Origin of the sequence: Umezawaea endophytica, assembly GCF_025061645.1 — a bacterium.
Taxonomy (GTDB): domain Bacteria; phylum Actinomycetota; class Actinomycetes; order Mycobacteriales; family Pseudonocardiaceae; genus Umezawaea; species Umezawaea endophytica.
This window is the reverse complement of sequence record NZ_JANYMP010000023.1, coordinates 127732-153125: the sequence shown is the minus strand read 5'-3', so window position 1 is coordinate 153125 and position 25394 is coordinate 127732. Positions and strand designations below refer to the sequence as shown.

Annotated in this window: 20 protein-coding genes and 1 tRNA gene; 20 read left to right on the top strand and 1 reads right to left on the bottom strand. The window is 68.3% G+C overall.

What is annotated here, in order from left to right; all coding sequences use genetic code 11:
- Positions 1–212 precede the first annotated feature (212 nt).
- The 5 genes from NZH93_RS36540 to rplA all read left to right on the top strand — a co-directional run bounded on the left by NZH93_RS36540 (position 213) and on the right by rplA (position 2946).
- A tRNA-Trp gene (locus tag NZH93_RS36540) sits at positions 213–285 on the top strand.
- A 30-nt stretch (positions 286–315) separates the two neighbouring features.
- The gene (secE, locus tag NZH93_RS36535; RefSeq protein ID WP_259627852.1) at positions 316–717 is read left to right on the top strand and encodes a preprotein translocase subunit SecE; all 402 of its coding nucleotides are present in this window, start codon (positions 316–318) and stop codon (positions 715–717) included.
- A 67-nt stretch (positions 718–784) separates the two neighbouring features.
- Positions 785–1642, top strand: coding sequence for a transcription termination/antitermination protein NusG (gene nusG, locus NZH93_RS36530; RefSeq protein WP_259627851.1), 858 nt, complete (start codon positions 785–787; stop codon positions 1640–1642).
- A gap of 79 nt (positions 1643–1721) precedes the next feature.
- Complete coding sequence (gene rplK / locus NZH93_RS36525; protein WP_106187086.1) at positions 1722–2156, top strand: 50S ribosomal protein L11; 435 nt, start codon at positions 1722–1724, stop codon at positions 2154–2156.
- A gap of 79 nt (positions 2157–2235) precedes the next feature.
- The gene (rplA, locus tag NZH93_RS36520) at positions 2236–2946 is read left to right on the top strand and encodes a 50S ribosomal protein L1 (RefSeq protein ID WP_259627850.1); all 711 of its coding nucleotides are present in this window, start codon (positions 2236–2238) and stop codon (positions 2944–2946) included.
- Positions 2947–3005: 59 nt separating this feature from the next.
- On the opposite strand, the gene NZH93_RS36515 is transcribed toward rplA, so the two are convergent.
- Positions 3006–3800: a hypothetical protein gene (locus NZH93_RS36515; protein ID WP_259627849.1), complete on the bottom strand. Its 795-nt coding sequence runs from the start codon at positions 3798–3800 to the stop codon at positions 3006–3008.
- A gap of 265 nt (positions 3801–4065) precedes the next feature.
- Between NZH93_RS36515 and rplJ the strand changes: the two genes are divergently transcribed.
- From rplJ to NZH93_RS36440, 15 genes are all read left to right on the top strand, one after another.
- Complete coding sequence (gene rplJ / locus NZH93_RS36510) at positions 4066–4638, top strand: 50S ribosomal protein L10 (RefSeq protein ID WP_259627848.1); 573 nt, start codon at positions 4066–4068, stop codon at positions 4636–4638.
- Between the two features lie 60 nt (positions 4639–4698).
- Positions 4699–5085: a 50S ribosomal protein L7/L12 gene (rplL, locus tag NZH93_RS36505; RefSeq protein WP_259627847.1), complete on the top strand. Its 387-nt coding sequence runs from the start codon at positions 4699–4701 to the stop codon at positions 5083–5085.
- Positions 5086–6028: 943 nt separating this feature from the next.
- Entirely contained in the window at positions 6029–7111 is a 1083-nt protein-coding gene (locus NZH93_RS36500; protein WP_259627846.1) for an ABC transporter ATP-binding protein, read from the top strand.
- Positions 7108–7893: an MlaE family ABC transporter permease gene (locus NZH93_RS36495; protein WP_259627845.1), complete on the top strand. Its 786-nt coding sequence runs from the start codon at positions 7108–7110 to the stop codon at positions 7891–7893. The genes NZH93_RS36500 and NZH93_RS36495 overlap by 4 nt, the downstream gene beginning before the upstream one ends.
- A gap of 1 nt (position 7894) precedes the next feature.
- Positions 7895–8725 (top strand): MlaE family ABC transporter permease, encoded by an 831-nt coding sequence (locus NZH93_RS36490; RefSeq protein WP_259627844.1) that lies wholly within the window; start codon positions 7895–7897, stop codon positions 8723–8725.
- On the top strand, positions 8725–10053 hold the full coding sequence (locus NZH93_RS36485) for an MCE family protein (RefSeq protein WP_259627843.1): 1329 nt from the start codon (positions 8725–8727) through the stop codon (positions 10051–10053). Before NZH93_RS36490 ends, NZH93_RS36485 begins: the two co-directional genes overlap by 1 nt.
- The gene (locus NZH93_RS36480; RefSeq protein ID WP_259627842.1) at positions 10050–11081 is read left to right on the top strand and encodes an MCE family protein; all 1032 of its coding nucleotides are present in this window, start codon (positions 10050–10052) and stop codon (positions 11079–11081) included. Before NZH93_RS36485 ends, NZH93_RS36480 begins: the two co-directional genes overlap by 4 nt.
- Positions 11078–12088 carry an MCE family protein gene (locus NZH93_RS36475; RefSeq protein ID WP_259627841.1) on the top strand — a complete coding sequence of 337 codons (1011 nt, stop codon included), beginning with the start codon at positions 11078–11080 and terminating at the stop codon, positions 12086–12088. Before NZH93_RS36480 ends, NZH93_RS36475 begins: the two co-directional genes overlap by 4 nt.
- A complete protein-coding gene (locus tag NZH93_RS36470; protein ID WP_259627840.1) occupies positions 12088–13257 on the top strand; it encodes an MCE family protein in 1170 nt (389 codons plus the stop codon). The genes NZH93_RS36475 and NZH93_RS36470 overlap by 1 nt, the downstream gene beginning before the upstream one ends.
- Positions 13254–14405, top strand: a complete 1152-nt coding sequence (locus NZH93_RS36465) for an MCE family protein (RefSeq protein ID WP_259627839.1) — start codon at positions 13254–13256, stop codon at positions 14403–14405. The genes NZH93_RS36470 and NZH93_RS36465 overlap by 4 nt, the downstream gene beginning before the upstream one ends.
- Complete coding sequence (locus NZH93_RS36460; protein WP_259627838.1) at positions 14402–15628, top strand: MCE family protein; 1227 nt, start codon at positions 14402–14404, stop codon at positions 15626–15628. The genes NZH93_RS36465 and NZH93_RS36460 overlap by 4 nt, the downstream gene beginning before the upstream one ends.
- Positions 15629–15636: 8 nt before the next feature.
- Positions 15637–16155 (top strand): Rv1363c family protein, encoded by a 519-nt coding sequence (locus NZH93_RS36455; protein ID WP_259627837.1) that lies wholly within the window; start codon positions 15637–15639, stop codon positions 16153–16155.
- Between the two features lie 17 nt (positions 16156–16172).
- Positions 16173–17321: a hypothetical protein gene (locus NZH93_RS36450; protein ID WP_259627836.1), complete on the top strand. Its 1149-nt coding sequence runs from the start codon at positions 16173–16175 to the stop codon at positions 17319–17321.
- A 510-nt stretch (positions 17322–17831) separates the two neighbouring features.
- Positions 17832–21314, top strand: coding sequence for a DNA-directed RNA polymerase subunit beta (rpoB, locus tag NZH93_RS36445; RefSeq protein WP_259627835.1), 3483 nt, complete (start codon positions 17832–17834; stop codon positions 21312–21314).
- 104 nt (positions 21315–21418) lie between these two features.
- Positions 21419–25315, top strand: coding sequence for a DNA-directed RNA polymerase subunit beta' (locus NZH93_RS36440; RefSeq protein ID WP_259627834.1), 3897 nt, complete (start codon positions 21419–21421; stop codon positions 25313–25315).
- The last annotated feature ends 79 nt before the right edge of the window (positions 25316–25394 follow it).

The following is a 25394-nucleotide window of genomic DNA, read 5'->3' as shown; positions in this document are numbered from 1 at the left end:
CGCGCCGTTTTCGAGGCCCTCGGCGGCACGCCTTCCCGAGGTGTGGGTAGGCTGTCGCTCGACAGTCCAGTCAGTGCGCTGACCGGGGCAGTTGGAGTGTGCGGGTGTTCGTGCCGTATGCTTCCGGACTTGGAAGTCCAACCAGGTGCCCCATGGGTAGCTATGGGGAGGCTGGAAGGCGTCCAAAGCCAGGGGCAGTGGTCGGGTCCCAAAGGGGCGTAGCTCAATTGGCAGAGCAGCGGTCTCCAAAACCGCAGGTTGCAGGTTCAATTCCTGTCGCCCCTGCGTCGAAATGCACGGCGAGTGGAGGACGGCATGAGCGACGACCGCGAGCAGGATCAGCCGGAGGAGCGCGAGAGCGCGGCTCGGCCGGTCACCGCTGCGGCCCGGCGTGAGCGTCGTGCTTCCGCCCGTCCGGCTTCCCGCAAGGACGACGCCAAGAAGGTGTCCAAGTCCGAAGAGGACGAGGATGCGGCGTCGAAGAAGGGCCGTGCCACGCGGGCTCGGGACGCCCAGGAGAAGCGGCCTTCGCTGATCTCCAGGGGTTTCCGCTACATCCGCGAGGTCGTCAGCGAGCTGCGCAAGGTCATCTGGCCGACGCGCAAGCAGCTCGTCACGTACACCGGGGTCGTGCTGGTCTTCGTGACCTTCATGGTCGCCCTCGTGTACGGACTCGACGTTGGCTTCGGCTGGGCCGTGTTCGAGCTGTTCGGCTGAGCCGAGCAGCGACGGCCCCCGGTGAGGTGGCCGAACACGTGATGCACGAAAGGAAGCGAGACCCGCAGTGACCTCCGAGAACGGCGTTGACGCCCACGAGCTGACCGACCTGACCGACGAAGAGGTGTTCGCGGCCGCTCAGGACGGCGACTCCGTGCACGTCGAGCCGGTTGGTGAGCTGGAGGACACCGAGGAGTCCGCGACCGACACCGTCGACGGTGACGAGCCGACCGACGTCGAGCCCGAGTCGGGTGGCGACGTCGAGTCGGTCGAGGGTGACGAGGCGGCCGCTGCCGAGCTGCCGGACATCCACGCCGAACCCGCCGACCCGGTGGCCGAGATGCGCGACGCACTCCGTGCGGCGCCCGGCTACTGGTACGTCGTGCACTCGTACGCCGGGTACGAGAACAAGGTCAAGACGAACCTCGAGACGCGCATCCAGACGCTCGACATGGAGGACTACATCTTCCAGGTCGAGGTGCCGACCGAGGAAGTCACCGAGATCAAGAACGGCCAGCGCAAGCAGGTGCAGCGCAAGGTGCTGCCCGGCTACATCCTGGTCCGCATGGAGCTCAACGACTCGTCGTGGAGCGCGGTGCGCAACACGCCTGGCGTGACCGGCTTCGTCGGTGCGACGTCCAAGCCCTCCCCGTTGACCATCGACGAGGTCCTGAAGTTCCTCCTCCCGCAGGTGGAGCCGAAGGCGGCCGAGGGCAAGAAGTCGACGTCCGGCCCGGCCAAGTCCACCATCGAGGTCGACTTCGAGGTCGGCGAGTCGGTCACCGTCATGGACGGCCCGTTCGCGACGCTGCCCGCGACGATCAGCGAGGTCAACGCCGACGGCCAGAAGCTGAAGGTCCTGGTGTCGATCTTCGGTCGCGAGACCCCGGTCGAGCTGTCGTTCAGCCAGGTTTCCAAGATCTGACCGATCCCCTCGGGGATCGTCGGCCACGCTGCGGCTGGCAGGGCCGCGCGCGGACACTGCAATAACAGGAAGTATTGAGATGCCTCCCAAGAAGAAGAAGCTTTCAGCGATCATCAAGCTCCAGATCAAGGCCGGCATGGCGAACCCCGCCCCGCCGGTCGGCCCCGCGCTGGGTCAGCACGGCGTCAACATCATGGAGTTCTGCAAGGCCTACAACGCCGCGACCGAGTCGCAGCGCGGCACCGTCGTGCCGGTCGAGATCTCCGTGTACGAGGACCGCACGTTCGACTTCAAGCTCAAGACCCCGCCCGCCGCGAAGCTGCTCCTCAAGGCCGCAGGCGTCGAGAAGGGCTCGGGCGAGCCGCACCGCGTCAAGGTCGCCAAGGTGACCATGGCCCAGGTCCGCGAGATCGCCGAGGGCAAGATGGTCGACCTCAACGCCACGAACGTCGACCAGGCCGCGAAGATCATCGCTGGCACCGCCCGTTCCATGGGCATCACGGTCGAAGGCTGATCCACCAAATACATCGTTGTACGTGGGAGAGCTCAGCGCAGCTCGCACCACAACTGATCCACTGAGTTAGGGAACAGACATGAAGCGCAGCAAGGCCTACCGTCAGGCCGCCGAGCTGGTTGACCGTGAGCGGCTGTACTCGCCGCTGGAGGCAGCCAAGCTCGCCAAGGAAACTTCCAAGGTGAAGCTCGACGCGACCGTCGAGGTCGCCATCCGCTTGGGCGTCGACCCTCGCAAGGCCGACCAGATGGTCCGCGGCACCGTGAACCTGCCGCACGGCACCGGCAAGACCGCTCGCGTCATCGTTTTCGCGACCGGCGACAAGGCGACCGAGGCTGAGGCCGCGGGCGCCGACGCCGTCGGCTCGGAAGACCTGATCGAGCGCATCCAGGGCGGCTGGCTCGACTTCGACGCCGCCATCGCGACCCCCGACCAGATGGCCAAGGTCGGTCGCATCGCCCGCATCCTCGGCCCGCGTGGCCTGATGCCGAACCCGAAGACCGGCACCGTGACGCCCGACGTCACCAAGGCGGTCCAGGACATCAAGGGCGGCAAGATCAACTTCCGTGTCGACAAGCAGGCCAACCTGCACCTCGTCATCGGCAAGGCGTCGTTCGACACCGAGAAGCTGGTCGAGAACTACGCGGCCGCGCTCGACGAGGTCCTCCGCGCCAAGCCCTCCGCGGCGAAGGGCCGGTTCCTGAAGAAGGTCACCGTCTCGACGACGATGGGCCCCGGCATCCCGGTCGACCCGAACCGCACGCGCAACCTGCTGGTCGACGAGGTCTGATCGACCCGCAATTCTGACGAAGAGCCCCCGGCGACCTCGGTCGCCGGGGGCTTCGTCGTTCAGGGGCCGACGCAGTCGGCGGGCTCGGCCTCGTAGTCGGTGATGATCCAGGCACCGCTACCGGTCTGCTTGGTCAGCACGAACTTCCCCAGCAGCGGCCCGCCCTTGACGATCAGGTCCTTGCAGGAGCTGATCTCGGTGGTGGTCGTCAGCGGTTCCTTCAGCATCGTGTCGGGGAAGTACGGCTGCTCGTAGGCCGCGACGTCCCGCACCTTCCCGCGCAGTTCGCGGATGGCCGCTTCGCAGTCCGGCGCGGAGAACGCCGTCGTGAACTTCTGCCGCGCCCGCCCGTCGTCGGCGAACAGGTTGCACGCGCGCCCGTCCGACCCCTGCGACACGTGCTTGTAGAAGATCCCGACGGTGCCCTGGAGGCCGTAGGCGTTGGTCGGGGCGATGACGTTCCCCTTGTTGCCCCCGCTGTCGACGGCCTTGTCACCGGGATCGTCGCCGCCGCCGAACCACCTGTTGTAGCCGTAGTTCGCCAGCAGCAGCAGGATCACCAGCATCACCAGCCACCGCACCAGCTTGCTGCCCAGGATGATCTGCCACACCGGCTTCGGCGCGGGCTTCACGTAGATCGTCTGCCCCGGCGGCAACGCGGTGGGCGGAACCTGCCCCGGCGGCAATGCGGGCGGTCCGGGCACGCCACCGTTCTGGCCTTGGGCGGCTTGGAACTTCTGGTACTCCTGGAAGCGCTGGAACTCCTGGAACTGCCGCAACTGCTCCGCGTCGATCTCCGCGGGCGGCTGCGGTCCGCTGCCCGTCCCACCCGTGCTGCCAGTGCTGTCCGTCACCCGTACATCATGCCGCCTCGATTTGGAGCCGCGACCGCCCATCAGCTACCTTTGACGTGTTCCACCAAAGACCGCCGGTCTTCCCGCAAGGGAACGAAGGCCCCGTTGCAATGGGGGCGGCCCGCGCAGGAGGACGAGGAAGCATCCCGGTCGCGGTTCGCCGCGTCTGAAGATCCACGCCCCGTGCCCGTTCTGCGCCGGGGCGTTTTTGTTGTTTCGGGACCTCTCAGGCCGCGGTAACACCCAGCCCAGAGAGGAGGCGATCATGGCGAAGCCCACCAAGGTGTCGGCCGTCGCCGAGATCACGGAGAAGTTCCGTGGCAGCTCGGCAGCAGTCATCACCGAGTACCGCGGCCTCTCCATGGCGCAGCTCACGACGCTGCGTCGCGCTCTCGGCACGGGCGCCACGTACACCGTCTCGAAGAACACGCTGGTCAAGCGTGCCGCTCAGGACGCCGGCGTGGAGGGCATCGAAGCCCTCCTCATCGGCCCGACCGCCATCGCCTTCATCGATGGCGAGCCGGTCGACGCGGCCAAGACCCTGCGCGACTTCGCGAAGGACAACAAGGCCCTGGTCATCAAGGGCGGCTACATGGATGGCCGCTCCCTCTCGGTGGACGAGGTCACCCGCATTGCGGACCTCGACTCCCGTGAGGTGCTGCTCGCCAAGCTGGCGGGCGCGATGAAGGGCAACCTGTCGAAGGCTGCGGGCCTGTTTGCCGCCCCCGCCTCCCAGGTCGCTCGCCTGGCCCAGGCACTTGCGGACAAGCGCGCCGCGGAGGGGTCCTCGGACACCGCCGCTCCGGCCGCCGACGCCGCAGAGCCCGCCGAGAGCTGATCACACACCCAAGCACTCGCGTCCCCTAACCGGGACGTGGTTACCGAAAGGACCGCCACCATGGCGAAGCTCAGCAACGACGAGCTGCTCGACGTCTTCAAGGACATGACCCTCCTGGAGCTGTCCGCGTTCGTGAAGCAGTTCGAGGAGACCTTCGAGGTCACCGCCGCTGCCCCCGTCGCCATCGCGGGCCCCGCGGGCCCCGGCGCCGCGGCAGCCGAGGTCGAGGAGCAGGACGAGTTCGACGTCGTCCTCGAGTCGGCTGGCGACAAGAAGATCCAGGTCATCAAGGTCGTCCGCGAGGTCGTCTCGGGCCTCGGCCTGAAGGAGGCCAAGGAGCTCGTCGAGTCCGCTCCCAAGGCCATCCTGGAGAAGGTCGCGAAGGACGCCGCAGAGGCCGCCAAGGAGAAGCTGGAAGCCGCTGGCGCCAAGATCACCGTCAAGTGATCTAGCAGCACACCAAAAGCGGGTGTCCCACGGGACACCCGCTTTTTTGCTGCAACAAAAACCCGACCACCACAGACCTCAGCCTCACCGCAGCGCCAGGGGGCCCGGCCGCAACCCGCCCTCCCGGACCTACCGCAGCCGCTCGTTTGGGCCCCCGGCCGCAACCTGCCCCCGGACCTACCGCCGCTTGATCGGCCCCCGGCCGCAACCCGCCCCGGACCTACCGCCACCGTTCGTTGGGCCCCCGGCCGCAACCAGACCCCGTCCCAAGTCTGGCTACCCACCGCTTTTCCAAACCCTTCCCCCGGCCGGATCCCGATTCTTAGCGCACGTCGTGCCTCTTTTGCTTTGTCAAGGCATCTTTCCCGCCTTGACAAAGCAAAAGAGGCATCGAGACAATCGCGCAATCGGGGTTCGACCGACCCACCCAAACCAAAACCGGGGTCCCCCGGCCGTGAGAACCCCCCGATTCACACGCTAGACCAGGGGTCTGACAATTCCTGAAACTCGCCGCCATGTGACCTGACGACGCAGGTCACAGCCCTGTCGAACGACGAGCCGCGGCCCTGCCTGAGCAGAGCGGCGGCCAGGCAGAGCGGAGTGGTGACCCTGTCGAACGCGATGCTGACCTTGGCGTGGTCGACGACGCTGCTATCCAAGGACGGCCGACCTCGACGCAACTAAGGCACAAGACGGCCGGACGCAGGACGGCTAACCGCAAAATGGTCCACCGCAAACCGGCAAAAAACCAGTGCGACCGAGCACCGGACCTAACAACGGCAACCTCGCACATATCCAGACTCAAACCCAAACCCGCCCCACCCAACCCACCCCAACCCACCCCCCCGTTACCGCTCCGCAACCCCACTAGGCCAACTGGTGAGTAACCTCCCCGCCCCACACTCGTTGCACCTGTGTGCCATAACCCGATCCGGGAGGTGTGATGGGCGTCGAGGTGGTCGTCGAAGGTCTCACGAAGTCCTTCGGCAAGCAGACCATCTGGCGGGACGTGACGCTCAGCATCCCGCCAGGCGAGGTCAGCGTCATGCTCGGCCCTTCGGGCACGGGCAAATCCGTCTTCCTCAAATCCCTCGTAGGTCTCCTGAAGCCCGAACAGGGCAAGATCGTCATCAACGGCACGGACCTCGTCCGCTGCTCCGAGCACAAGCTCTACGAGATCCGGAAGATGTTCGGCGTCCTCTTCCAGGACGGTGCCCTCTTCGGCTCCATGAACCTCTTCGACAACGTCGCCTTCCCCCTCCGCGAGCACACCCGCAAGACGGAGGCCGAGGTCCGGCGGATCGTCCTCGAGAAGATGGAGATGGTCGGTCTCGTCGGCGCCGAGAAGAAGCTCCCCGGTGAGATCTCCGGCGGTATGCGGAAACGAGCGGGTCTGGCACGGGCTCTCGTCCTCGACCCCGAGATCATCCTCTGCGACGAACCCGACTCGGGCCTGGACCCGGTGCGCACCGCGTACCTGTCCCAGCTCCTGATCGACCTGAACGCGCAGATCGACGCCACGATCCTCATCGTCACCCACAACATCACCGTGGCCCGCACGGTCCCGGACAACCTCGGCATGCTGTTTCGCCGCGAACTGGTCATGTTCGGCCCCAGGGAAGTCCTCCTGACCAGCGACGAACCGGTCGTGGAGCAGTTCCTCAACGGCCGCAGGATCGGTCCGATCGGCATGTCGGAGGAGAAGGACCAGGCGACGATGGCGGCCGAGCTCGCCCACCGCGACGCGGGCCACTCCGACGGGTCCCCGGACGAGGACGTGCGCGGGGTGGTGCCGCAGATCGAGCCGACCCCCGGTCTGCCGAACCGGGACGCCGTGCGGCGGCGCAAGGACCGGGTCATGAGCATCATCCACACGCTCCCGCACGACGCCCAGCAGGGCATCATCGCCAGCCTCACGCCCGCCGAGCAGAGCAAGTACGGCGTGCTGGCGGGCGCCCCGAGGACGCCGACCCCCTACCCGCGCGGCCAGGACACCGAGTGGCAGCGCCGGGCGGGTGACCTGTGAGCAGCCCCGTCTCGTTCCCCGGCGCGGGAGCCCTGCGGGAGACCGGGAAGCTGTTCGCCCTCGGCATCGACGTGACGCGCAGCGCCTTCAAACGCCCGTTCCAGCTACGCGAGTTCATCCAGCAGAGCTGGTTCATCGTCAGCGTCACGGTCCTGCCGACGGCACTGGTCTCCATCCCGTTCGGCGCCGTCATCGCCCTCCAGCTCGGTTCGCTGACCAGGCAGATCGGCGCGCAGTCGTTCACCGGCGCCGCCAGCGTGCTGGCGATCATCCAGCAGGCCAGCCCCATCGTGACGGCCCTGCTGATCGCGGGCGCGGGTGGCAGCGCGATCTGCGCGGACATCGGCTCGCGCAAGATCCGCGAGGAGATCGACGCGATGGAGGTGCTCGGCGTCTCGCCGATCCAGCGCCTCGTCGTGCCGCGCGTGCTGGCCGCGATGCTGGTCAGCGTCCTGCTCAACGGCATGGTCAGCGTCGTCGGCGTGATGGGCGGCTACTTCTTCAACGTCGTCCTCCAGGACGGCACGCCCGGCGCGTACCTGGCGAGCTTCTCCGCCCTCGCACAGCTCCCCGACCTGTGGATCAGCGAGTTCAAGGCGTTGATCTTCGGGTTCATCGCGGGCATCGTCGCCGCCTACCGCGGCCTCAACCCGGCCGGTGGCCCGAAGGGCGTCGGCGACGCCGTGAACCAGGCCGTGGTCATCACGTTCCTGCTGCTGTTCTTCGTGAACTTCGTGCTGACCACGATCTACCTGACGGTCGTCCCGGCGAAGGGGAGCTGAGGTGGCCATCGACTTCCGCAGGGCCGCGGGTCGTCCGCTCCGGGCGCTGGACGGCTTCGGCGACCAGCTCTGGTTCTACCTGCGCGCCCTCGCGTGGACGCCGCGCGTGCTGCGCCGCTACCTGCGCGAGACGCTGCGGCTGCTGGCCGAGGTCAGCTTCGGCAGCGGCGCGCTGGCGGTCATCGGCGGCACGATCGGCGTGATGATCGGCCTGTCGGTGTTCACCGGCACGGTCGTCGGCCTCCAGGGCTTCACCGCGCTGAACCAGATCGGCACGTCGGCGTTCGCGGGCTTCGTCAGCGCGTACTTCAACACCCGCGAGATCGCCCCGCTGGTCGCGGGCCTCGCCCTGTCGGCGACGGTCGGTTCCGGGTTCACCGCGCAGCTCGGCGCGATGCGGATCTCCGAGGAGATCGACGCGCTGGAGGTCATGGGCATCCCGTCGATGCCGTTCCTGGTGACGACCCGGATCATCGCGGGCTTCGTCGCGATCATCCCGCTGTACGTGATCGGCCTGCTGACCAGCTACCTCGCCGCGCGCACGATCACCGTGCAGTTCTACGGCCAGTCCGCTGGCACGTACGACCACTACTTCAACCTGTTCCTACCGCCGATCGACGTCCTCTGGTCGTTCGGCAAGGTCCTGGTGTTCGCCGTCGTGATCATCATGACCCACTGCTACTACGGCTACCGCGCCAGCGGCGGCCCGGCGGGTGTCGGCGTGGCCGTCGGCCGCGCGGTCCGCACCGCCATCGTCACCACGAGCCTGCTCGACTTCTTCCTGAGCCTGGCGATCTGGGGCACCACCACGACGGTGAGGATCGCGGGCTGATGATCAGGCAACGGTTGCTCGGCGTCGTGTTCCTCACCGTCATCGTCCTGTTCCTGGCGCTCACGGTGGCGTTCTACGACAACGCTTTCACCAAGGTCGTCACGGTCACGCTGAAGACCGACCACGTCGGGAACCAGTTGCTCACCGCGTCGGACGTGAAGGTGCGCGGGCTGATCGTCGGCGAGGTCCGCGAGATCCGCAGCACCGGCGACGGCGCCGAGCTGGAACTGGCGCTGCAACCGGACAAGGTCGACCTGATCCCGAAGGACGTGTCCGCGCGGCTGCTGCCGAAGACGCTGTTCGGCGAGCGCTACGTGAACCTGGTGCTGCCCGCCACGGCGGGCGCGGGTCACCTCACCGAGGGCTCGGTCATCGAGCAGGACCGGTCCAGCAGCGCCATCGAGCTGGAGCAGGTGCTCAGCGACCTGATGCCGGTGCTCCAGGCCGTGCAGCCGGAGAAGCTCGCGACCACGCTCACCGCGGTGTCGCAGGCGCTGGACAACCGCGGCAAGCCCCTCGGCCAGACCCTCGTGCAGCTCGACGCGTACCTCGGTGAGCTGAACCCGCAGCTCCCCGCCCTCAAGGAGGGCATCAGCAGGCTCGCCGACGTCAGCGACGTCTACTCCGACGCCGCTCCGGACCTCGTGCAGGCCCTCACCGACGCGACGACGACCAGCCGCACCATCGTCGAGCAGCGCGACAACCTGCTGGCGATGTACGGCGACCTGACGACGACCGCGCGTGACCTGGACAGCTTCCTGACGGTCAACAAGAACAACATCATCGGGCTCGCCGACACCAGCCGTCCGACGCTGGAGCTGCTCGCCAAGTACGCCCCCGAGTACCCGTGCCTGCTCAAGGGGCTCACGGAGTTCGCACCGGTGATCAGCGAGGCGTTCGGTGCCGGCACGAGCAAACCCGGCCTGCACATCACCATGGAGATCACCGCGAACCGCGGCAAGTACCTGCCGAACCAGGACGAGCCGGTGTACGGCGACAAGCGCGGCCCGCGCTGCTACGACATCATCCCGCGGCCGAACCCGTTCCCGCAGTACCCGCCGGAGGGACCGCTGGTCGACGGCTCGAAGCCGCCGCCCGCCGCCCGCAGCGCGAACGACGGGATCCTGCCGCCCGCCACGGCCGCCAACGGGGGCACCACGAGCCCGTCGGCCGTGTCGGCCACGAGCCTGGCGAACTCGCCGGAGGAGCAGCGGATGCTCGCGGTGCTGCTGAGCGCCGAGGTCGGCGTGCGCAGCGACCAGATGCCCAGCTTCACCAGCCTGCTGCTCGGCCCGCTCTACCGCGGAGCGGAGGTGACGGTGAAGTGAGAGGTCTCGTCGCCCCGCTGGTCAAGCTGATCGTCTTCGCCGTCGTCACGATCCTGGCGACCACGCTGCTCGCGGTCACGATCGCCAACGTGAGCCTCACGAACGCCACCGGGTACACCGCGCGCTTCACCGACGTGACGGCGCTGAACCAGGGCGACGACATCCGCATCGCGGGTGTCCGGGTCGGCCAGGTCGAGGACATCCGCGTCGTCGACCGGCGGCTGGCCGAGGTCGAGTTCAGCATCGACGGCGACCGCGCGCTGCCCGCGTCGACCACCGCGACGATCAAGTACCGCAACCTCGTCGGCCAGCGGTACATCGCGCTGGAGCAGGGCGTCGGCGACGTGGGCGCGGTGCTCGCCGAGGGCGGCGTGATCCCGGTGGAGCGCACCAAGCCCGCGCTCGACCTGACCGTGCTGTTCAACGGGTTCAAGCCGCTGTTCCAGGCGCTCAACCCCGAGGACGTCAACAAGCTGTCCTACGAGATCATCCAGGTCCTCCAGGGCGAGGGCGGCACGATCGACAGCCTCCTGCGGCACACCGCCTCGCTGACGTCGACGCTCGCGGGCAAGGACCAGGTCATCGGCGAGGTGGTCGACAACCTCAACTCCGTGCTGGACACGGTGAACTCGCGCGGCGAGCAGCTCTCGACCCTCGTCACCACCGTGCAGCAACTCGTGTCCGGCCTGGCGCAGGACCGGCAGCCGATCGGTGACGCGATCACCGCGCTCGGCGACCTGACGAGCACCACCGCCGGGCTGCTCGACCAGGCGCGGCAGCCGTTGAAGGACGACATCGCCGCGCTCGGCCTGGTGTCGAAGAACCTCGCCGACAACGAGGCCGTCGTAGAGGGCGCGATCCAGCGGCTGCCGAACAAGCTGGAGACGATCACCCGCACCGCGACCTACGGCTCGTGGTTCAACTTCTTCCTCTGCGAGGGCACCGGCCAGGTCGCCGTGCCACCGGTGATCCCCAACCCGATCCCGATCACCGCACTGCCCGTGACCCAGCAGAGGTGTCGACGATGAAGCCCGAACGGAACCCGATCACCATCGGCGCCGTCAGCCTCACGCTGATCGGGCTGCTGCTGGTCGCCGCGTTCTACTCCGACGACCTGCCGATCATCGGCGGCGGCACCACGTACTCCGCCGAGTTCAGCGAGGCCGCGGGCCTGGTGTCCGGCAACGAGGTCCGGGTCGCGGGCGTGAAGGTCGGCAAGGTCACCAAGGTCGAGCTGGACCGCGACGTCGTGCGGGTGTCGTTCAAGGTGAAGGACGCCTGGGTCGGCGACCGCACCACCGCGACCATCCGGATCAAGACGCTGCTGGGCCAGAAGTTCGTGGCGCTGGACCCGCAGGGGTCGCTGCCGCTCGATCCCGGCGACCCGATCCCGAGGAACCGCACCCTCGCCCCGTACGACGTGCAGGAGGCGTTCAACGGCCTCGCGACCACGGTCGGGCAGGTCGACACCAAGCAGCTCGCCGACAGCTTCGACGTGCTCTCCCAGACGTTCGAGGGCTCGTCGGACAGCGTGCGCGGCGCGCTGGACGGCCTGTCCGCGCTGTCGAAGACGATCTCCTCGCGCGACGAGCAGCTCGCGAAGCTGCTCGGGAACACCAGGGCCATCACCAAGACCCTGTCCGACCGCAACGAGCAGTTCGAGAAGCTGCTGTCCGACGGCAACCTGCTGCTGGGCGAACTGCGCAAGCGCAAGGACGCCATCTCGTTGCTGCTCAAGGGGACCCGCGACCTGTCGACCGAGCTGACCGGGCTGGTGGCGGACAACGGCGCGCAGCTCCGGCCCGCGCTGGAGCAGCTCGAACGGGTCACCACCATGTTGCAGCGCAACCAGGACAGCCTCGACAAGGGCATCGCACTGATGGCCCCGTTCTACCGGGTGTTCGCGAACACCCTGGGCAACGGGCGCTGGTTCGACGTGTACATCTGCGGCCTGCTGCCCCCCTCGGTGAACCTCGGCGTGGTCGGGTTCAACGAGGAGGGCTGCCTGCCCCCCGGCGTGCAGAGGGGGAAGTAGTGGCGACCACGAAAGCGGGCCGCGACCTCGGTCGAGCGCTGGCGATGGCGTGCGCGCTGGTGCTGGTCGTGACGGCGGCGCTGTGGTGGACCTTCTCCGGCGTGAACGAGCGGAAGGTCACCGCGCTGTTCGGCGCCGCGGTCGGGCTCTACCCCGGCTCGGACGTCCGGGTGCTCGGCGTGAAGGTCGGCTCCATCGACGACGTCACGCCGGAGGGCAAGCTCGTGCGGGTCGTCATGACGCTGGACCGCGACGTGGAGGTGCCCGCCGACGCGCAGGCCGTCGTCGTCGCGCCGAGCGTCGTCAGCGACCGCTACGTGCAGCTCGCCCCGGCCTACACCGCCGGGCCCACGATGGGCGACAACGCCGTGATCCCGCGCGAGCGCACCGCGACCCCCGTCGAGCTGGACGAGCTGTACGCGAGCCTGGACAAGCTCACCACGGCGCTCGGCCCGAACGGCGCCAACCGGGACGGCGCCCTGTCGGACCTGCTGACCAGCGCCGCGAAGAACCTCGACGGCAACGGCCAGGCCCTCAACGACACCATCAAGAACCTCGGCGACGCCACCAGGACCCTCTCCGGCTCGAAGGAGGACCTGTTCGCCACCGTCGACAACCTGTCGAGCTTCACCGCCATGCTGGCGGCCAACGACAGCCAGGTCCGCGACTTCAACGTCCAGCTCGCGGAGGTGGCCGGGTTCCTCGCCGACGAGCGGGAGAACCTCGGGGCGGCGCTGACCGAGCTGGCCACCGCGCTCGGCCAGGTGCAGGGGTTCATCAAGGACAACCGGGCCGTGCTCAAGTCCAACGTGGACAAGCTGGCGTCGATCACCGGCGTCCTGGTGAAGCAGCGCGCGGCGCTCGCCGAGACCCTGGACGTCGCCCCGCTGGCGCTCGGCAACCTCCAGAACTCCTACAACGCCGCGTCGGGGACCCTCGACACCAGGGCCGACATCAACGAGCTGAACCAGCCGCCGATCGTGCTCGTCTGCAAGCTGATCCAGCAGGTCGAGCCGGGCAGCGTCCCGCTCGCGCTGTCGCAGGTGTGCTCGCAGCTCGAACCCGTGCTGACCGGAGCCCTGCCGCTGCCCACGCCCGCCGAGGCGCTCGGCTCGCTCAGCCAGGGCAAGCTGCCGCTCCCGCTGCCTCTGGGAGGTGTGCCGCAGTGAGGTCCCTGATCACGGTCCTGGCCTGCGCCGCGCTGCTCGCGGGCTGCGGGTCCGGCGGCTTCGACGGCGTCTACACGATGCCGCTGCCCGGCGGCGCCGACCTCGGCGACCGCCCGTACCGGGTGACGGTGCGGTTCAAGGACGTCCTCGACCTCGTGCCGCAGGCGGGCGTGAAGGTCGACGACGTCGCCGTCGGCAAGGTGGAGAAGATCGACCTCGCCCCGGACGGCTGGACCGCCGAGGTCACCGTGGCCGTGAACGGCGACGTGGTGCTGCCCGCGAACTCCGTCGCGAAGCTCCGCCAGTCCGCGCTGCTCGGCGAGAAGTTCATCGAGCTGGCGAAACCCGCCGAGGGCAAGGGGGAGGGCAGGCTGTCCGACGGCGCCCTCATCCCGATCGACCGCACCAACCGCAACCCCGAGGTCGAAGAGGTCTTCGGCGCCCTGTCGCTGCTGCTCAACGGGGGTGGCGTGGCGCAGCTCCAGGACATCGCCAAGGAGCTGAACGCCGCCACCGAGGGCAACGAGCCGGAGATCCGGTCGCTGCTGGCGAACCTGGACACGCTGGTCACCCAGCTCGACGGGCACAAGGCCGAGATCACCAGGGCCCTGGACGGCGTGAACCGGCTCGGCGGCACGCTCAACGCCCAGCGCGACCAGATCGGGGGAGTGCTCGACACCCTCGAACCGGGCCTGAAGGTCCTCGCCGACCAGCGCACCCAGCTCGTCACGCTGCTCCAGGCGCTGGACGAGCTGTCCGGCGTCGCCGTCGACACGGTCGACAAGAGCAAGGAGGACCTGGTCGCCGACCTGAAGGCGCTGACGCCGACGCTCCAGAAGCTCGCCGAGGCTGGCACCAACCTGCCGAACGCGTTCGAGCTGCTCCTCACCTACCCGTTCCCGGACGCGGCGGTCGACGGCATCAAGGGCGACTACACGAACCTGTACGCGAACATCGACCTGGACCTGGGCAACATCGTCGACAACCTGGGCTCGTCCCGGCAGGGCCTGGTGCCCGGCATCCCCGGCCTCGACGGCAAGCCGCTCCCGTCGCTGCCCCTGCCGCTGCCGAACCTCCCCGTGCCCGGCATCGGCACGGGGACCGGTCTCGGCGACCTGCTCGGCGGACTGCTGGGAGGTGGCCGGTGATCCCCCGCAGGATCAAGCTCCAGATCGGCGCGTTCCTGGTGATCGCGCTGGTCGGCGTCAGCTTCGTCGGAGCGAAGTACGTGGGGCTCGGCAGGCTGGTCGGCTCGTCCGGCTACGTCGTGACGATGAGGCTCGCCGACTCCGGCGGCATCTTCAGCAACGCCGAGGTCACCTACCGGGGCGTCGCGATCGGCCGGGTCGGCGCGCTGCGGCTGGCCGCGGACGGCGTCGAGGTCGACCTGGACATCGACCCGGACGCGCCCCGCGTCCCGGCGGACCTCAACGCCGTGGTCGCGAACCGGTCCGCGGTCGGCGAGCAGTTCGTGGACCTGCGCCCCAAGAGCGACGGCGGGCCGTACCTGGAGGCGGGCGCGGTCATCCCGCGCAGCGCCACCAAGACGCCGCCACCGGTCGACGACCTCCTCTCCAACCTCGACGCGTTCGCCAAGTCCGTGCCGACGGACGCGCTGCGCACCGTCGTGGACGAGCTGGACATCGCGTTCAGCGGCACCGGCCCCGACCTGCAAGCCCTGCTGGACAGCACCCGGTCGTTCACCCAGACCGCGACCGACCACCTGCCGCAGACGAAGGCGCTGCTCCAGGACGGGGTGACCGTGCTGACCACCCAGGCCCAGCAGGGGAGCGCGATCAGGTCGTTCAGCGGAGACCTGCGGCTGCTCGCCGAGCAGCTCAAGAAGTCCGACGGCGACCTGCGGAACCTGATCGCCGTGAGCCCGCAGGCCGCCGCCCAGGTGTCCGCGCTGTTGCGGGAGAGCGGCCCCAACCTCGGCGTGGTGGTCGCGAACCTGCTGACCACGTCGAACATCCTGGTCAGCAGACTGGACGGCCTGGAGCAGATCGCCGTCACCTACCCGGTCGTGGTCGGCGGCGGGTTCACCGTCGCGCCCGGCGACGGCACCGCCCACTTCGGCCTCGCGATCAACGTGTTCGACCCCGCGCCGTGCACCGCGGGCTACGAGGGCACGCCGATCAGGCAGGGCACCGACACCACACCGGTCGCGTTGAACACCCAGGCGTACTGCGCGCTGGCACGGGGCAGCGCCACCACCGTGCGCGGAGCCCAGAACGCCCCGTACGGTGGCCAACCGACCACTCCCCAAGGCGGCGTGACCACGCAGCCGGGGCAGGAGCAGACCGGGACCGCGGCCGCCGCCGCGCCCGTGCTGACCAGCCTCGGCCAGTTGCTCGGCCTGCCGGGCTAGGAGGACGCATGACCACCGGAATCCGCCGCTGGGCGCTGCCGCTGAGCGCGGTGCTCGTGGTGCTCGCCGCGGGCTACGCGGCCTGGGCCGGGGTGTCCTGGCTGAGCGGGTCGACCGGCGACGGCGTCGAGTACGCGCGGGAGCGCGACGAGGTGCTGCGCGTCGGCCAGGTGGGCATCGCGAACTTCACCACCCTCGACTACCGCAAGGTCGACGAGGACCTGGCCCGCTGGACGGACTCCTCCACCGGCGACCTGCACCAGGAGATCGAGAGCGGCAAGGACACGCGGAAGAAGCAGATCCAGGACGCCAAGACGGTCACCACCAGCCGGGTGCTCGACGCCGCGGTCACCGAACTCGACGACCGCGCGGGCCAGGCCCACCTGATCGCCGTCGTCGAGACCACCGTGACCCCCGACGGCGGCCAGTCGGTCAAGAAGGTCAACCGCTACCAGACGGACCTGACCCGCACGGACGCCGGTTGGAAGCTCAGCGCGCTCGGCCCCGTCGCGGCCGGCGGCGCCTGATCAGATTGGACTCCCCAGTGCCCCCGCCGCCCCGCCGCCGCCCGGTCCCGTCGACGCCCGCGCACCGCCCGAAGGTCGCGGGCCTGCACCGCCCGCCGACCTCCGAGCCGACGCCGGGGGAGCGAGCCGACCGCCAAGCCCCCGCGAACACCACCGCCGAAGCGCGGGCGGTCGAGGAGTCCGCGCAGGTCACGACCCCGGACGCGACCGCCGTCACCGCCGCTCCCGAGCCGACGGCCGACCCCGAGACCGCGGACCTCGCCGAGCCCACCCCGGCCGAACCCGACACCGCGGACCCCACCGAGCCCAGGACCGCCGCCCCGGCCGACCCCGACGGCACGTCCGACCCCCTGGCCGACCCTGGCACCCCGGCCGACCTCGACGGCACATCCGACACCCTGGCCGACCCTGGCACCCCGGCCGACCTCGACGGCACGTCCGACACCGGTGCCGAGGCCGCTCCCAAGCCGACCGGCCGCAAGCGCACCTCGACCAGGGTCCCGTCACCCGCGCCCAGGAAGACCGCCACGCCCGCCGCCACCACCACCGACGTCGACGCCGACGCCGAGTCGGACGCGGCGGACGCCGCCGACGAGGAGTCCGAGGCCGCCGCAGAGGCGGGCCGGACCCGGTCCCCGCTGCTCCTCCCGCTGGTCCTGGTGCTGGTCGCCGCGGTCCTCGGCGGCCTGGGCCTCTGGTTCCAGACCCGGAACCGGGACGTCCGGCTCAACCAGGCGCTGGTCGACACCGGTGCCACCACCGAGGTCAGCGGGCAGGCCCGCGAGGCGGTGGAGAAGGCCTTCTCCTACAACTTCGCCGACGTCACCGCCACCGAGCGGGCGGCGAACGAGCTGCTGGTCGGCAAGGCGAAGTGCCAGTACAACGCGATCTTCGGCCCGGTCCGGACCCTCGCTCCCGAGCAGAAGCTCGTGGTCACGGTCAGGGTCGTGAGCAGCGGCGTCACGTCGCTCGAAGGCGACCGCGCCACCGTCCTGCTGTTCATCGACCAGGTCACCACCCGCACGACCGACAACCAGACCGGCGGGGGCATCGCGATGATGCGCGTCGGCGCCCAGCGCTCGGACGGGCGCTGGAAGGTCGACAACATGGAGATGTTCGGCCAGACGGGCGACCAGTCGACCGAGATGGCCAAGTGCGCGGGGTAGACGTCCTATCAGTGGATCAGGCTACAAGGGCCCTGCAACCGTTCACAGAGACGAAGAAGATCCACTTCAAGCCCCTGAACGCGTGACTCCGGCCACACTTTTGGGCAAGTTTCTGTCCATGGTGTACCCGGTCCGGTGGGGCTGTTCCGGACAGCGTTGTTGATCACTGACGCTGCTCCGCTCGTGTTTGTGCTGGTCAAAGAGGTTACTTCCGGTAAACATGGCTTGCGCCACCGGAGTGATCGGGGCGTGGCATCTTGACTGTGGGCGCAGGCAGGGTCACTCTGTTTCCGAACACGAGAAAGGTCCTTCCAGGTGCCTCTCGACAGTCGCCGTGTGTGTGGCTAGACTGCTCCTTTGCGCTGCCCTCATCCCGTTTTGCCCCCTTGTTGGGCCCCTCCTCGCCGGGAGGAAGCCTGTCGAGACCAGGATGCGCACGGCGGCGCCGCACCCTTGACAGCCGTGCTAGTCCGCTGCTAGCCAGCTAATTAGTCCCTGGAAGGACGCATCTTGGCGATCTCTCGCGCGACCAAGGCCACTGCTGCGACCAACTCCACGTCGGGGATCCCTGGAGCGCCCAAGCGGGTCTCATTTGCGAAGATCCACGAACCGCTCAAGACGCCCAACCTGCTTGACCTGCAGATTCAGTCCTTCGAATGGCTCACCGGTGATGAGGCGTGGTTCCAGCGCCGCATCGACGCCGGTGACGAGGCGCCGACGGGCGGCCTCGAAGAGGTCCTCAACGAGATCTCGCCGATCGAAGACTTCTCGGGCTCGATGTCCCTCTCCTTCTCCGACCCGCGCTTCGACGAGGTCAAGGCCTCGACCGAGGAGTGCAAGGACAAGGACATGACGTACGCCGCCCCGTTGTTCGTCACGGCGGAGTTCACCAACCACACCACTGGCGAGATCAAGAGCCAGACGGTGTTCATGGGTGACTTCCCGATGATGACCGACAAGGGCACGTTCATCATCAACGGCACCGAGCGGGTCGTGGTTTCCCAGCTCGTCCGATCGCCCGGCGTCTACTTCGACACGAACGTCGACAAGACGACGGACAAGGACGTCTTCAGCGTCAAGATCATCCCCTCGCGGGGTGCTTGGCTGGAGTTCGACGTGGACAAGCGCGACACCGTCGGTGTGCGCATCGACCGCAAGCGCCGCCAGCCGGTCACCGTGCTGCTGAAGGCGCTGGGCTGGTCCACCGAGCAGATCCGTGAGCGCTTCTCGTTCAGCGAGACCCTCCTCACGACGCTTGAGAAGGACCACACCGCGGGCACCGACGAGGCACTGCTCGACATCTACCGGAAGCTGCGCCCCGGCGAGCCCCCCACCAAGGAGAGCGCGCAGGCCCTTCTGGAGAACCTGTTCTTCAAGGAGAAGCGCTACGACCTCGCCAAGGTCGGCCGGTACAAGGTCAACAAGAAGCTGGGCCTGGCCAGCCCGATCAGCACCGGTGTGCTCACCGAGGACGACGTCGTCACGACGATCGAGTACCTCGTGCGCCTGCACGCCGGCGAGACGACCATGCAGCCCGGCGAGACCGAGGTGCCCGTCGAGGTCGACGACATCGACCACTTCGGCAACCGTCGCCTGCGCACGGTCGGCGAGCTGATCCAGAACCAGATCCGCGTGGGCCTGTCCCGCATGGAGCGCGTGGTCCGCGAGCGGATGACGACCCAGGACGTCGAGGCGATCACGCCCCAGACCCTGATCAACATCCGTCCCGTCGTGGCCGCGATCAAGGAGTTCTTCGGGACCTCCCAGCTCTCGCAGTTCATGGACCAGACCAACCCGCTCGCGGGCCTGACCCACAAGCGCCGCCTGTCGGCGCTGGGTCCGGGTGGTCTGTCCCGTGAGCGCGCGGGCATGGAGGTCCGGGACGTCCACCCGTCGCACTACGGCCGCATGTGCCCGATCGAGACGCCGGAAGGCCCGAACATCGGCCTGATCGGCTCGCTGTCCTCCTACGGGCGGGTCAACCCGTTCGGCTTCATCGAGACGCCGTACCGCAAGGTCGTCGACGGTCGGGTCACCGACCAGATCGACTACCTGACGGCCGACGAGGAGGACCGGTACGTCAAGGCGCAGGCGAACGCCCAGATCGACCTCGACGGCAACTTCATCGAGGAGCGCGTCCTCGTCCGCAAGAAGGGCGGCGAGGTCGAGCTGATCCTGCCCGAGGACGTCGACTACATGGACGTCTCGCCGCGGCAGATGGTGTCGGCCGCGACCGCGATGATCCCGTTCCTCGAGCACGACGACGCGAACCGCGCCCTGATGGGCGCGAACATGCAGCGCCAGGCCGTCCCGCTGCTCCGCAGCGAGGCGCCGCTGGTCGGCACCGGCATGGAGCTGCGCGCCGCGGTCGACGCGGGCGAGGTCGTCGTCGCCAAGAAGACCGGCGTCGTCGAGGAGATCTCCGCCGACTACGTCACGGTGATGGCCGACGACGGTTCCCGCCAGACCTACGGGATGCACAAGTTCCGCCGGTCGAACCAGGGCACCTGCATCAACCAGAAGCCGATCGTCCACGAGGGTGACCGCGTGGAGCAGGGCCAGGTCCTCGCGGACGGCCCCTGCACCGAGAACGGCGAGATGGCCCTCGGCAAGAACCTGCTCGTGGCGATCATGCCGTGGGAAGGCCACAACTACGAGGACGCGATCATCCTGTCGCAGCGCCTCGTGCAGGACGACGTGCTCACCTCGATCCACATCGAAGAGCACGAGATCGACGCCCGCGACACCAAGCTCGGTGCCGAGGAGATCACGCGGGACATCCCGAACGTCTCCGAGGAGGTCCTCGCGGACCTCGACGAGCGCGGCATCATCCGCATCGGTGCCGAGGTCCAGCCCGGTGACATCCTGGTCGGCAAGGTCACGCCCAAGGGCGAGACCGAGCTGACCCCGGAGGAGCGCCTGCTCCGCGCGATCTTCGGCGAGAAGGCGCGCGAGGTGCGCGACACGTCGCTGAAGGTGCCGCACGGCGAGTACGGCAAGGTCATCGGCATCCGCGTGTTCAGCCGCGAGGACGACGACGAGCTGCCTCCGGGCGTGAACGAGCTCGTCCGCGTGTACGTCGCGCAGAAGCGCAAGATCCAGGACGGCGACAAGCTCGCCGGGCGCCACGGCAACAAGGGCGTCATCGGCAAGATCCTCCCCGCGGAGGACATGCCGTTCCTGGAGGACGGGACGCCGGTCGACATCGTCCTGAACACCCACGGCGTGCCGCGTCGTATGAACATCGGCCAGGTTCTGGAGACCCACCTCGGGTGGATCGCCAAGCAGGGCTGGAGCATCGACGGCGAGGCCGACTGGGCGAAGAACCTGCCCGAGGACCTCTACCACGTGGAGCCGAACACGAACACGGCCACGCCGGTGTTCGACGGCGCGCAGGAAGAGGAGATCACCGGGCTGCTCGGCTCGACCATCCCGAACCGCGACGGTGAGCGGATGGTCAAGCAGAACGGCAAGGCGCAGCTCTTCGACGGTCGCTCCGGCGAGCCGTACCCGCACCCCGTGTCGGTCGGCTACATGTACATCCTGAAGCTGCTGCACCTGGTGGACGACAAGATCCACGCGCGCTCCACCGGCCCGTACTCGATGATCACGCAGCAGCCGCTGGGTGGTAAGGCGCAGTTCGGTGGCCAGCGCTTCGGTGAGATGGAGTGCTGGGCGATGCAGGCGTACGGCGCCGCGTACACGCTCCAGGAACTCCTCACCATCAAGTCCGACGACGTGCTCGGCCGCGTGAAGGTCTACGAGGCCATCGTCAAGGGCGAGAACATCCCGGAGCCGGGTATCCCGGAATCCTTCAAGGTGCTGCTCAAGGAGCTCCAGTCGTTGTGCCTCAACGTCGAGGTGCTGTCTTCGGACGGCGCCGCGATCGAGATGCGCGACGGCGACGACGAGGACCTGGAGAGGGCTGCCGCCAACCTCGGCATCAACCTCTCGCGGTCCGAATCGCCGTCAGTCGACGACGTCGTCAACTGACCTCGCCGGTCATCGGTCGGGAGCCTGCCTCCCGCGGGCTCCCGACCGAGTGACCCGACCCACACTCCTGAGTAGCAAAACAACCGAAGGGGAGAAGAGAAGACGTGCTCGACGTCAACTTCTTCGATGAGCTCCGCATCGGTCTCGCGTCCGCCGATGACATTCGCCAGTGGTCGTTCGGCGAGGTCAAGAAGCCCGAGACCATCAACTACCGCACGCTCAAGCCTGAGAAGGACGGCTTGTTCTGCGAGAAGATCTTCGGTCCCACGCGGGACTGGGAGTGCTACTGCGGCAAGTACAAGCGCGTGCGCTTCAAGGGCATCATCTGCGAGCGCTGCGGCGTCGAGGTCACTCGCGCCAAGGTGCGTCGCGAGCGGATGGGCCACATCGAACTGGCCGCCCCGGTCACGCACATCTGGTACTTCAAGGGCGTTCCCAGCCGGTTGGGCTACCTGCTCGACCTGGCCCCCAAGGACCTCGAGAAGATCATCTACTTCGCCGCCTACGTGATCGTGGGCGTCAACACCGAGCTGCGCCACAACGACCTGTCCACGTTGGACAGCGAGATGCAGGTCGAGCGCAAGCGCGTCGAGAACAAGCGGGACGCCGACGTGGAAGGCCGGGCGCAGAAGCTCGAGGCCGACCTCGCCGAGCTGGAGGCCGAGGGCGCCAAGTCCGACGTCCGCCGCAAGGTCAAGGAGGGCGGCGAACGTGAGATGCGCCAGCTCCGCGACCGCGCCCAGCGCGAGCTGGACCGGCTGGACGAGATCTGGTCCACGTTCACCAAGCTCGAGCGCGCCCAGTTGATCGCGGACGAGATGCTGTACCGCGAGCTGTACGACCGCTACGGCGACTACTTCACCGGTGCCATGGGCGCGGAGGCGATCCAGCGACTGCTGGGCGACTACGACGTCGACGCCGAGGCCGACGTGCTGCGCGAGACCATCCGCAGCGGCAAGGGCCAGAAGAAGCTGCGCGCGCTCAAGCGGCTCAAGGTCGTGGCCGCCTTCCAGGCGACCCGCAACAACCCGCAGGGCATGGTCCTCGACTGCGTCCCGGTCATCCCGCCGGACCTGCGCCCGATGGTGCAGCTCGACGGTGGCCGCTTCGCCACGTCGGACCTGAACGACCTGTACCGCCGCGTGATCAACCGGAACAACCGCCTCAAGAGGCTGATCGACCTCGGCGCGCCCGAGATCATCGTCAACAACGAGAAGCGGATGCTCCAGGAGGCCGTCGACGCGCTGTTCGACAACGGCCGCCGCGGTCGCCCGGTGACCGGGCCGGGCAACCGCCCGCTCAAGTCGCTGTCCGACCTGCTGAAGGGCAAGCAGGGCCGGTTCCGCCAGAACCTGCTCGGCAAGCGCGTCGACTACTCCGGCCGTTCGGTCATCGTGGTCGGCCCGCAGCTCAAGCTGCACCAGTGCGGTCTGCCAAAGCAGATGGCGCTGGAGCTGTTCAAGCCGTTCGTGATGAAGCGGCTGGTCGACCTCAACCACGCGCAGAACATCAAGTCCGCCAAGCGGATGGTCGAGCGCGCGCGCCCGGCCGTGTGGGACGTGCTGGAAGAGGTCATCACCGAGCACCCCGTGCTGCTGAACCGCGCACCCACGCTGCACCGCCTGGGCATCCAGGCCTTCGAGCCGCAGTTGGTCGAGGGCAAGGCCATCCAGTTGCACCCGCTCGTGTGTGAGGCGTTCAACGCCGACTTCGACGGTGACCAGATGGCGGTCCACCTGCCGCTGTCCGCCGAGGCGCAGGCCGAGGCGCGCGTGCTGATGCTGTCGTCGAACAACATCCTGTCGCCCGCGTCCGGCAAGCCGCTGGCCATGCCGCGACTCGACATGGTGACCGGTCTCTACCACCTCACCCGGCACAAGGAGGGTGACCTCGGCGAAGGCCACGCGTACTCCTCCCCGGCCGAGGCGCTGATGGCGTTCGACCGCAAGGTCCTTGGCCTCCAGGCGATGGTGAAGATCCGCGTCACGGACAAGAACCCGCCGAAGAACGAGACGCCCGAGGACTGGGAGCCCGGTCAGCCGTGGCTGGCCACGACCACCCTGGGTCGCGTCCTGTTCAACGAGGTCCTCCCGCAGGACTACGCGTTCATCAACGAGGTCATGCCGAAGAAGCGGCAGGCCACGATCATCAACGACCTGGCCGAGCGGTACCCGATGGTCACCGTCGCCCGGACGCTGGACAAGCTGAAGGACGCCGGTTTCTACTGGGCCACCAGGTCCGGCGTCACCGTCGCCATCTCGGACGTCCTCGTGCCCGCTGCCAAGCAGGGCATCCTCGAGGAGCACGAGAAGCTCGCGGAAGCGGTCGAGAAGCGCTACCAGCGCGGTCAGCTCTCCTACGTGGAGCGCAACAACGAGCTGGTCAAGGTGTGGACCAAGGCGACGGAAGAGGTCGCCGAGGTCATGGAGGCCAACTTCCCGGACGACAACCCGATCCGCATGATCGTGAAGTCGGGCGCGGCGGGCAACATGACCCAGGTCCGTTCGCTGGCCGGTATGCGCGGTCTGGTGACGAACCCGAAGGGCGAGTACATCCCGCGTCCGATCAAGGCCTCGTTCCGCGAGGGCCTGTCGGTGCTGGAGTACTTCATCGCCACGCACGGTGCCCGCAAGGGTCTGGCCGACACCGCGCTGCGCACCGCCGACTCGGGTTACCTGACCCGTCGTCTGGTGGACGTGTCGCAGGACGTCATCATCCGCGAGGTCGACTGCGGCACCACCCGCGGCGTGACCCTGCCGGTCGGTGAGAAGGTCGGCGACAAGGTCGTCATGCACGAGTTCGCGCAGACGAGCGTGTACGCCCGCACCATCGCGGACGACCTGAACGACCACAACGGCAACCTGCTCCTCAACCGCGGCGACGACCTGGGCGACCCGGCCCTGGCGAAGCTGGTCGAGGCGGGCATCATCAAGGTGAAGGTCCGCTCGGTCCTGACCTGCGAGACGCCGGTCGGTGTGTGCGCGAGCTGCTACGGCCGCTCGATGGCGACGGGTCAGCTCGTCGACGTCGGCGAGGCCGTCGGCATCGTCGCCGCGCAGTCGATCGGTGAGCCCGGCACGCAGTTGACGATGCGCACCTTCCACCAGGGTGGTGTCGCAGGTGACGACATCACGACCGGTCTGCCCCGTGTGCAGGAGCTGTTCGAGGCTCGTGTGCCGAAGGGCAAGGCGCCCATCGCGGACGTCGACGGCCGGGTTCGCCTTGAGGACGGCGACCGCTTCTGGAAGATCACCCTCATCCCGGACGACGGGTCCGAGGAGATCGTCTTCGAGAAGCTGTCGAAGCGCCAGCGGCTCGCCAACACGCCCACCGGCCCGCTCGCGGACGGCGACCACGTCACCGTCGGCCAGCAGCTCCTGGAGGGCACGCCCGACCCGCACGAGGTCCTTCGTGTCATGGGTCCGCGCGAGGCCCAGCTCCACCTCGTGGACGAGGTGCAGAAGGTGTACCGCGCACAGGGCGTGGCGATCCACGACAAGCACATCGAGGTGATCGTCCGGCAGATGCTCCGCCGGGTCACGATCATCGACTCGGGTGCCGCGGAGTTCCTCCCCGGTTCCCTGGTCGAGCGCGCCGACTTCGAGGCGGGCAACCGCAAGGTCGTCGCCGAGGGCGGCGAGCCCGCTGCCGGCCGTCCGGTGCTGATGGGCATCACGAAGGCGTCGCTCGCGACGGACTCGTGGCTGTCCGCGGCCTCCTTCCAGGAGACCACCCGAGTCCTGACCGACGCGGCCATCAACGGCCGTTCGGACAAGCTCATCGGTCTGAAGGAGAACGTGATCATCGGTAAGTTGATCCCGGCTGGTACGGGCATCAACAGGTACCGCAACATCCAGGTCCAGCCGACCGAGGAAGCGCGGGCCGCGGCCTACGCGATCCCCTCGTACGACGACGGGTACTACACCCCCGACGTCTTCGGCACGGGCACGGGTGCGGCGGTGCCGCTGGACGACTACGACTTCGGTCGCGACTACCGCTAGTCGAGTTTGTGCGAAAGGCCCCGTGGACCTCGGTCCGCGGGGCCTTTCCGCGTTCTGCCACCGATCTCCGGTTCTGTGA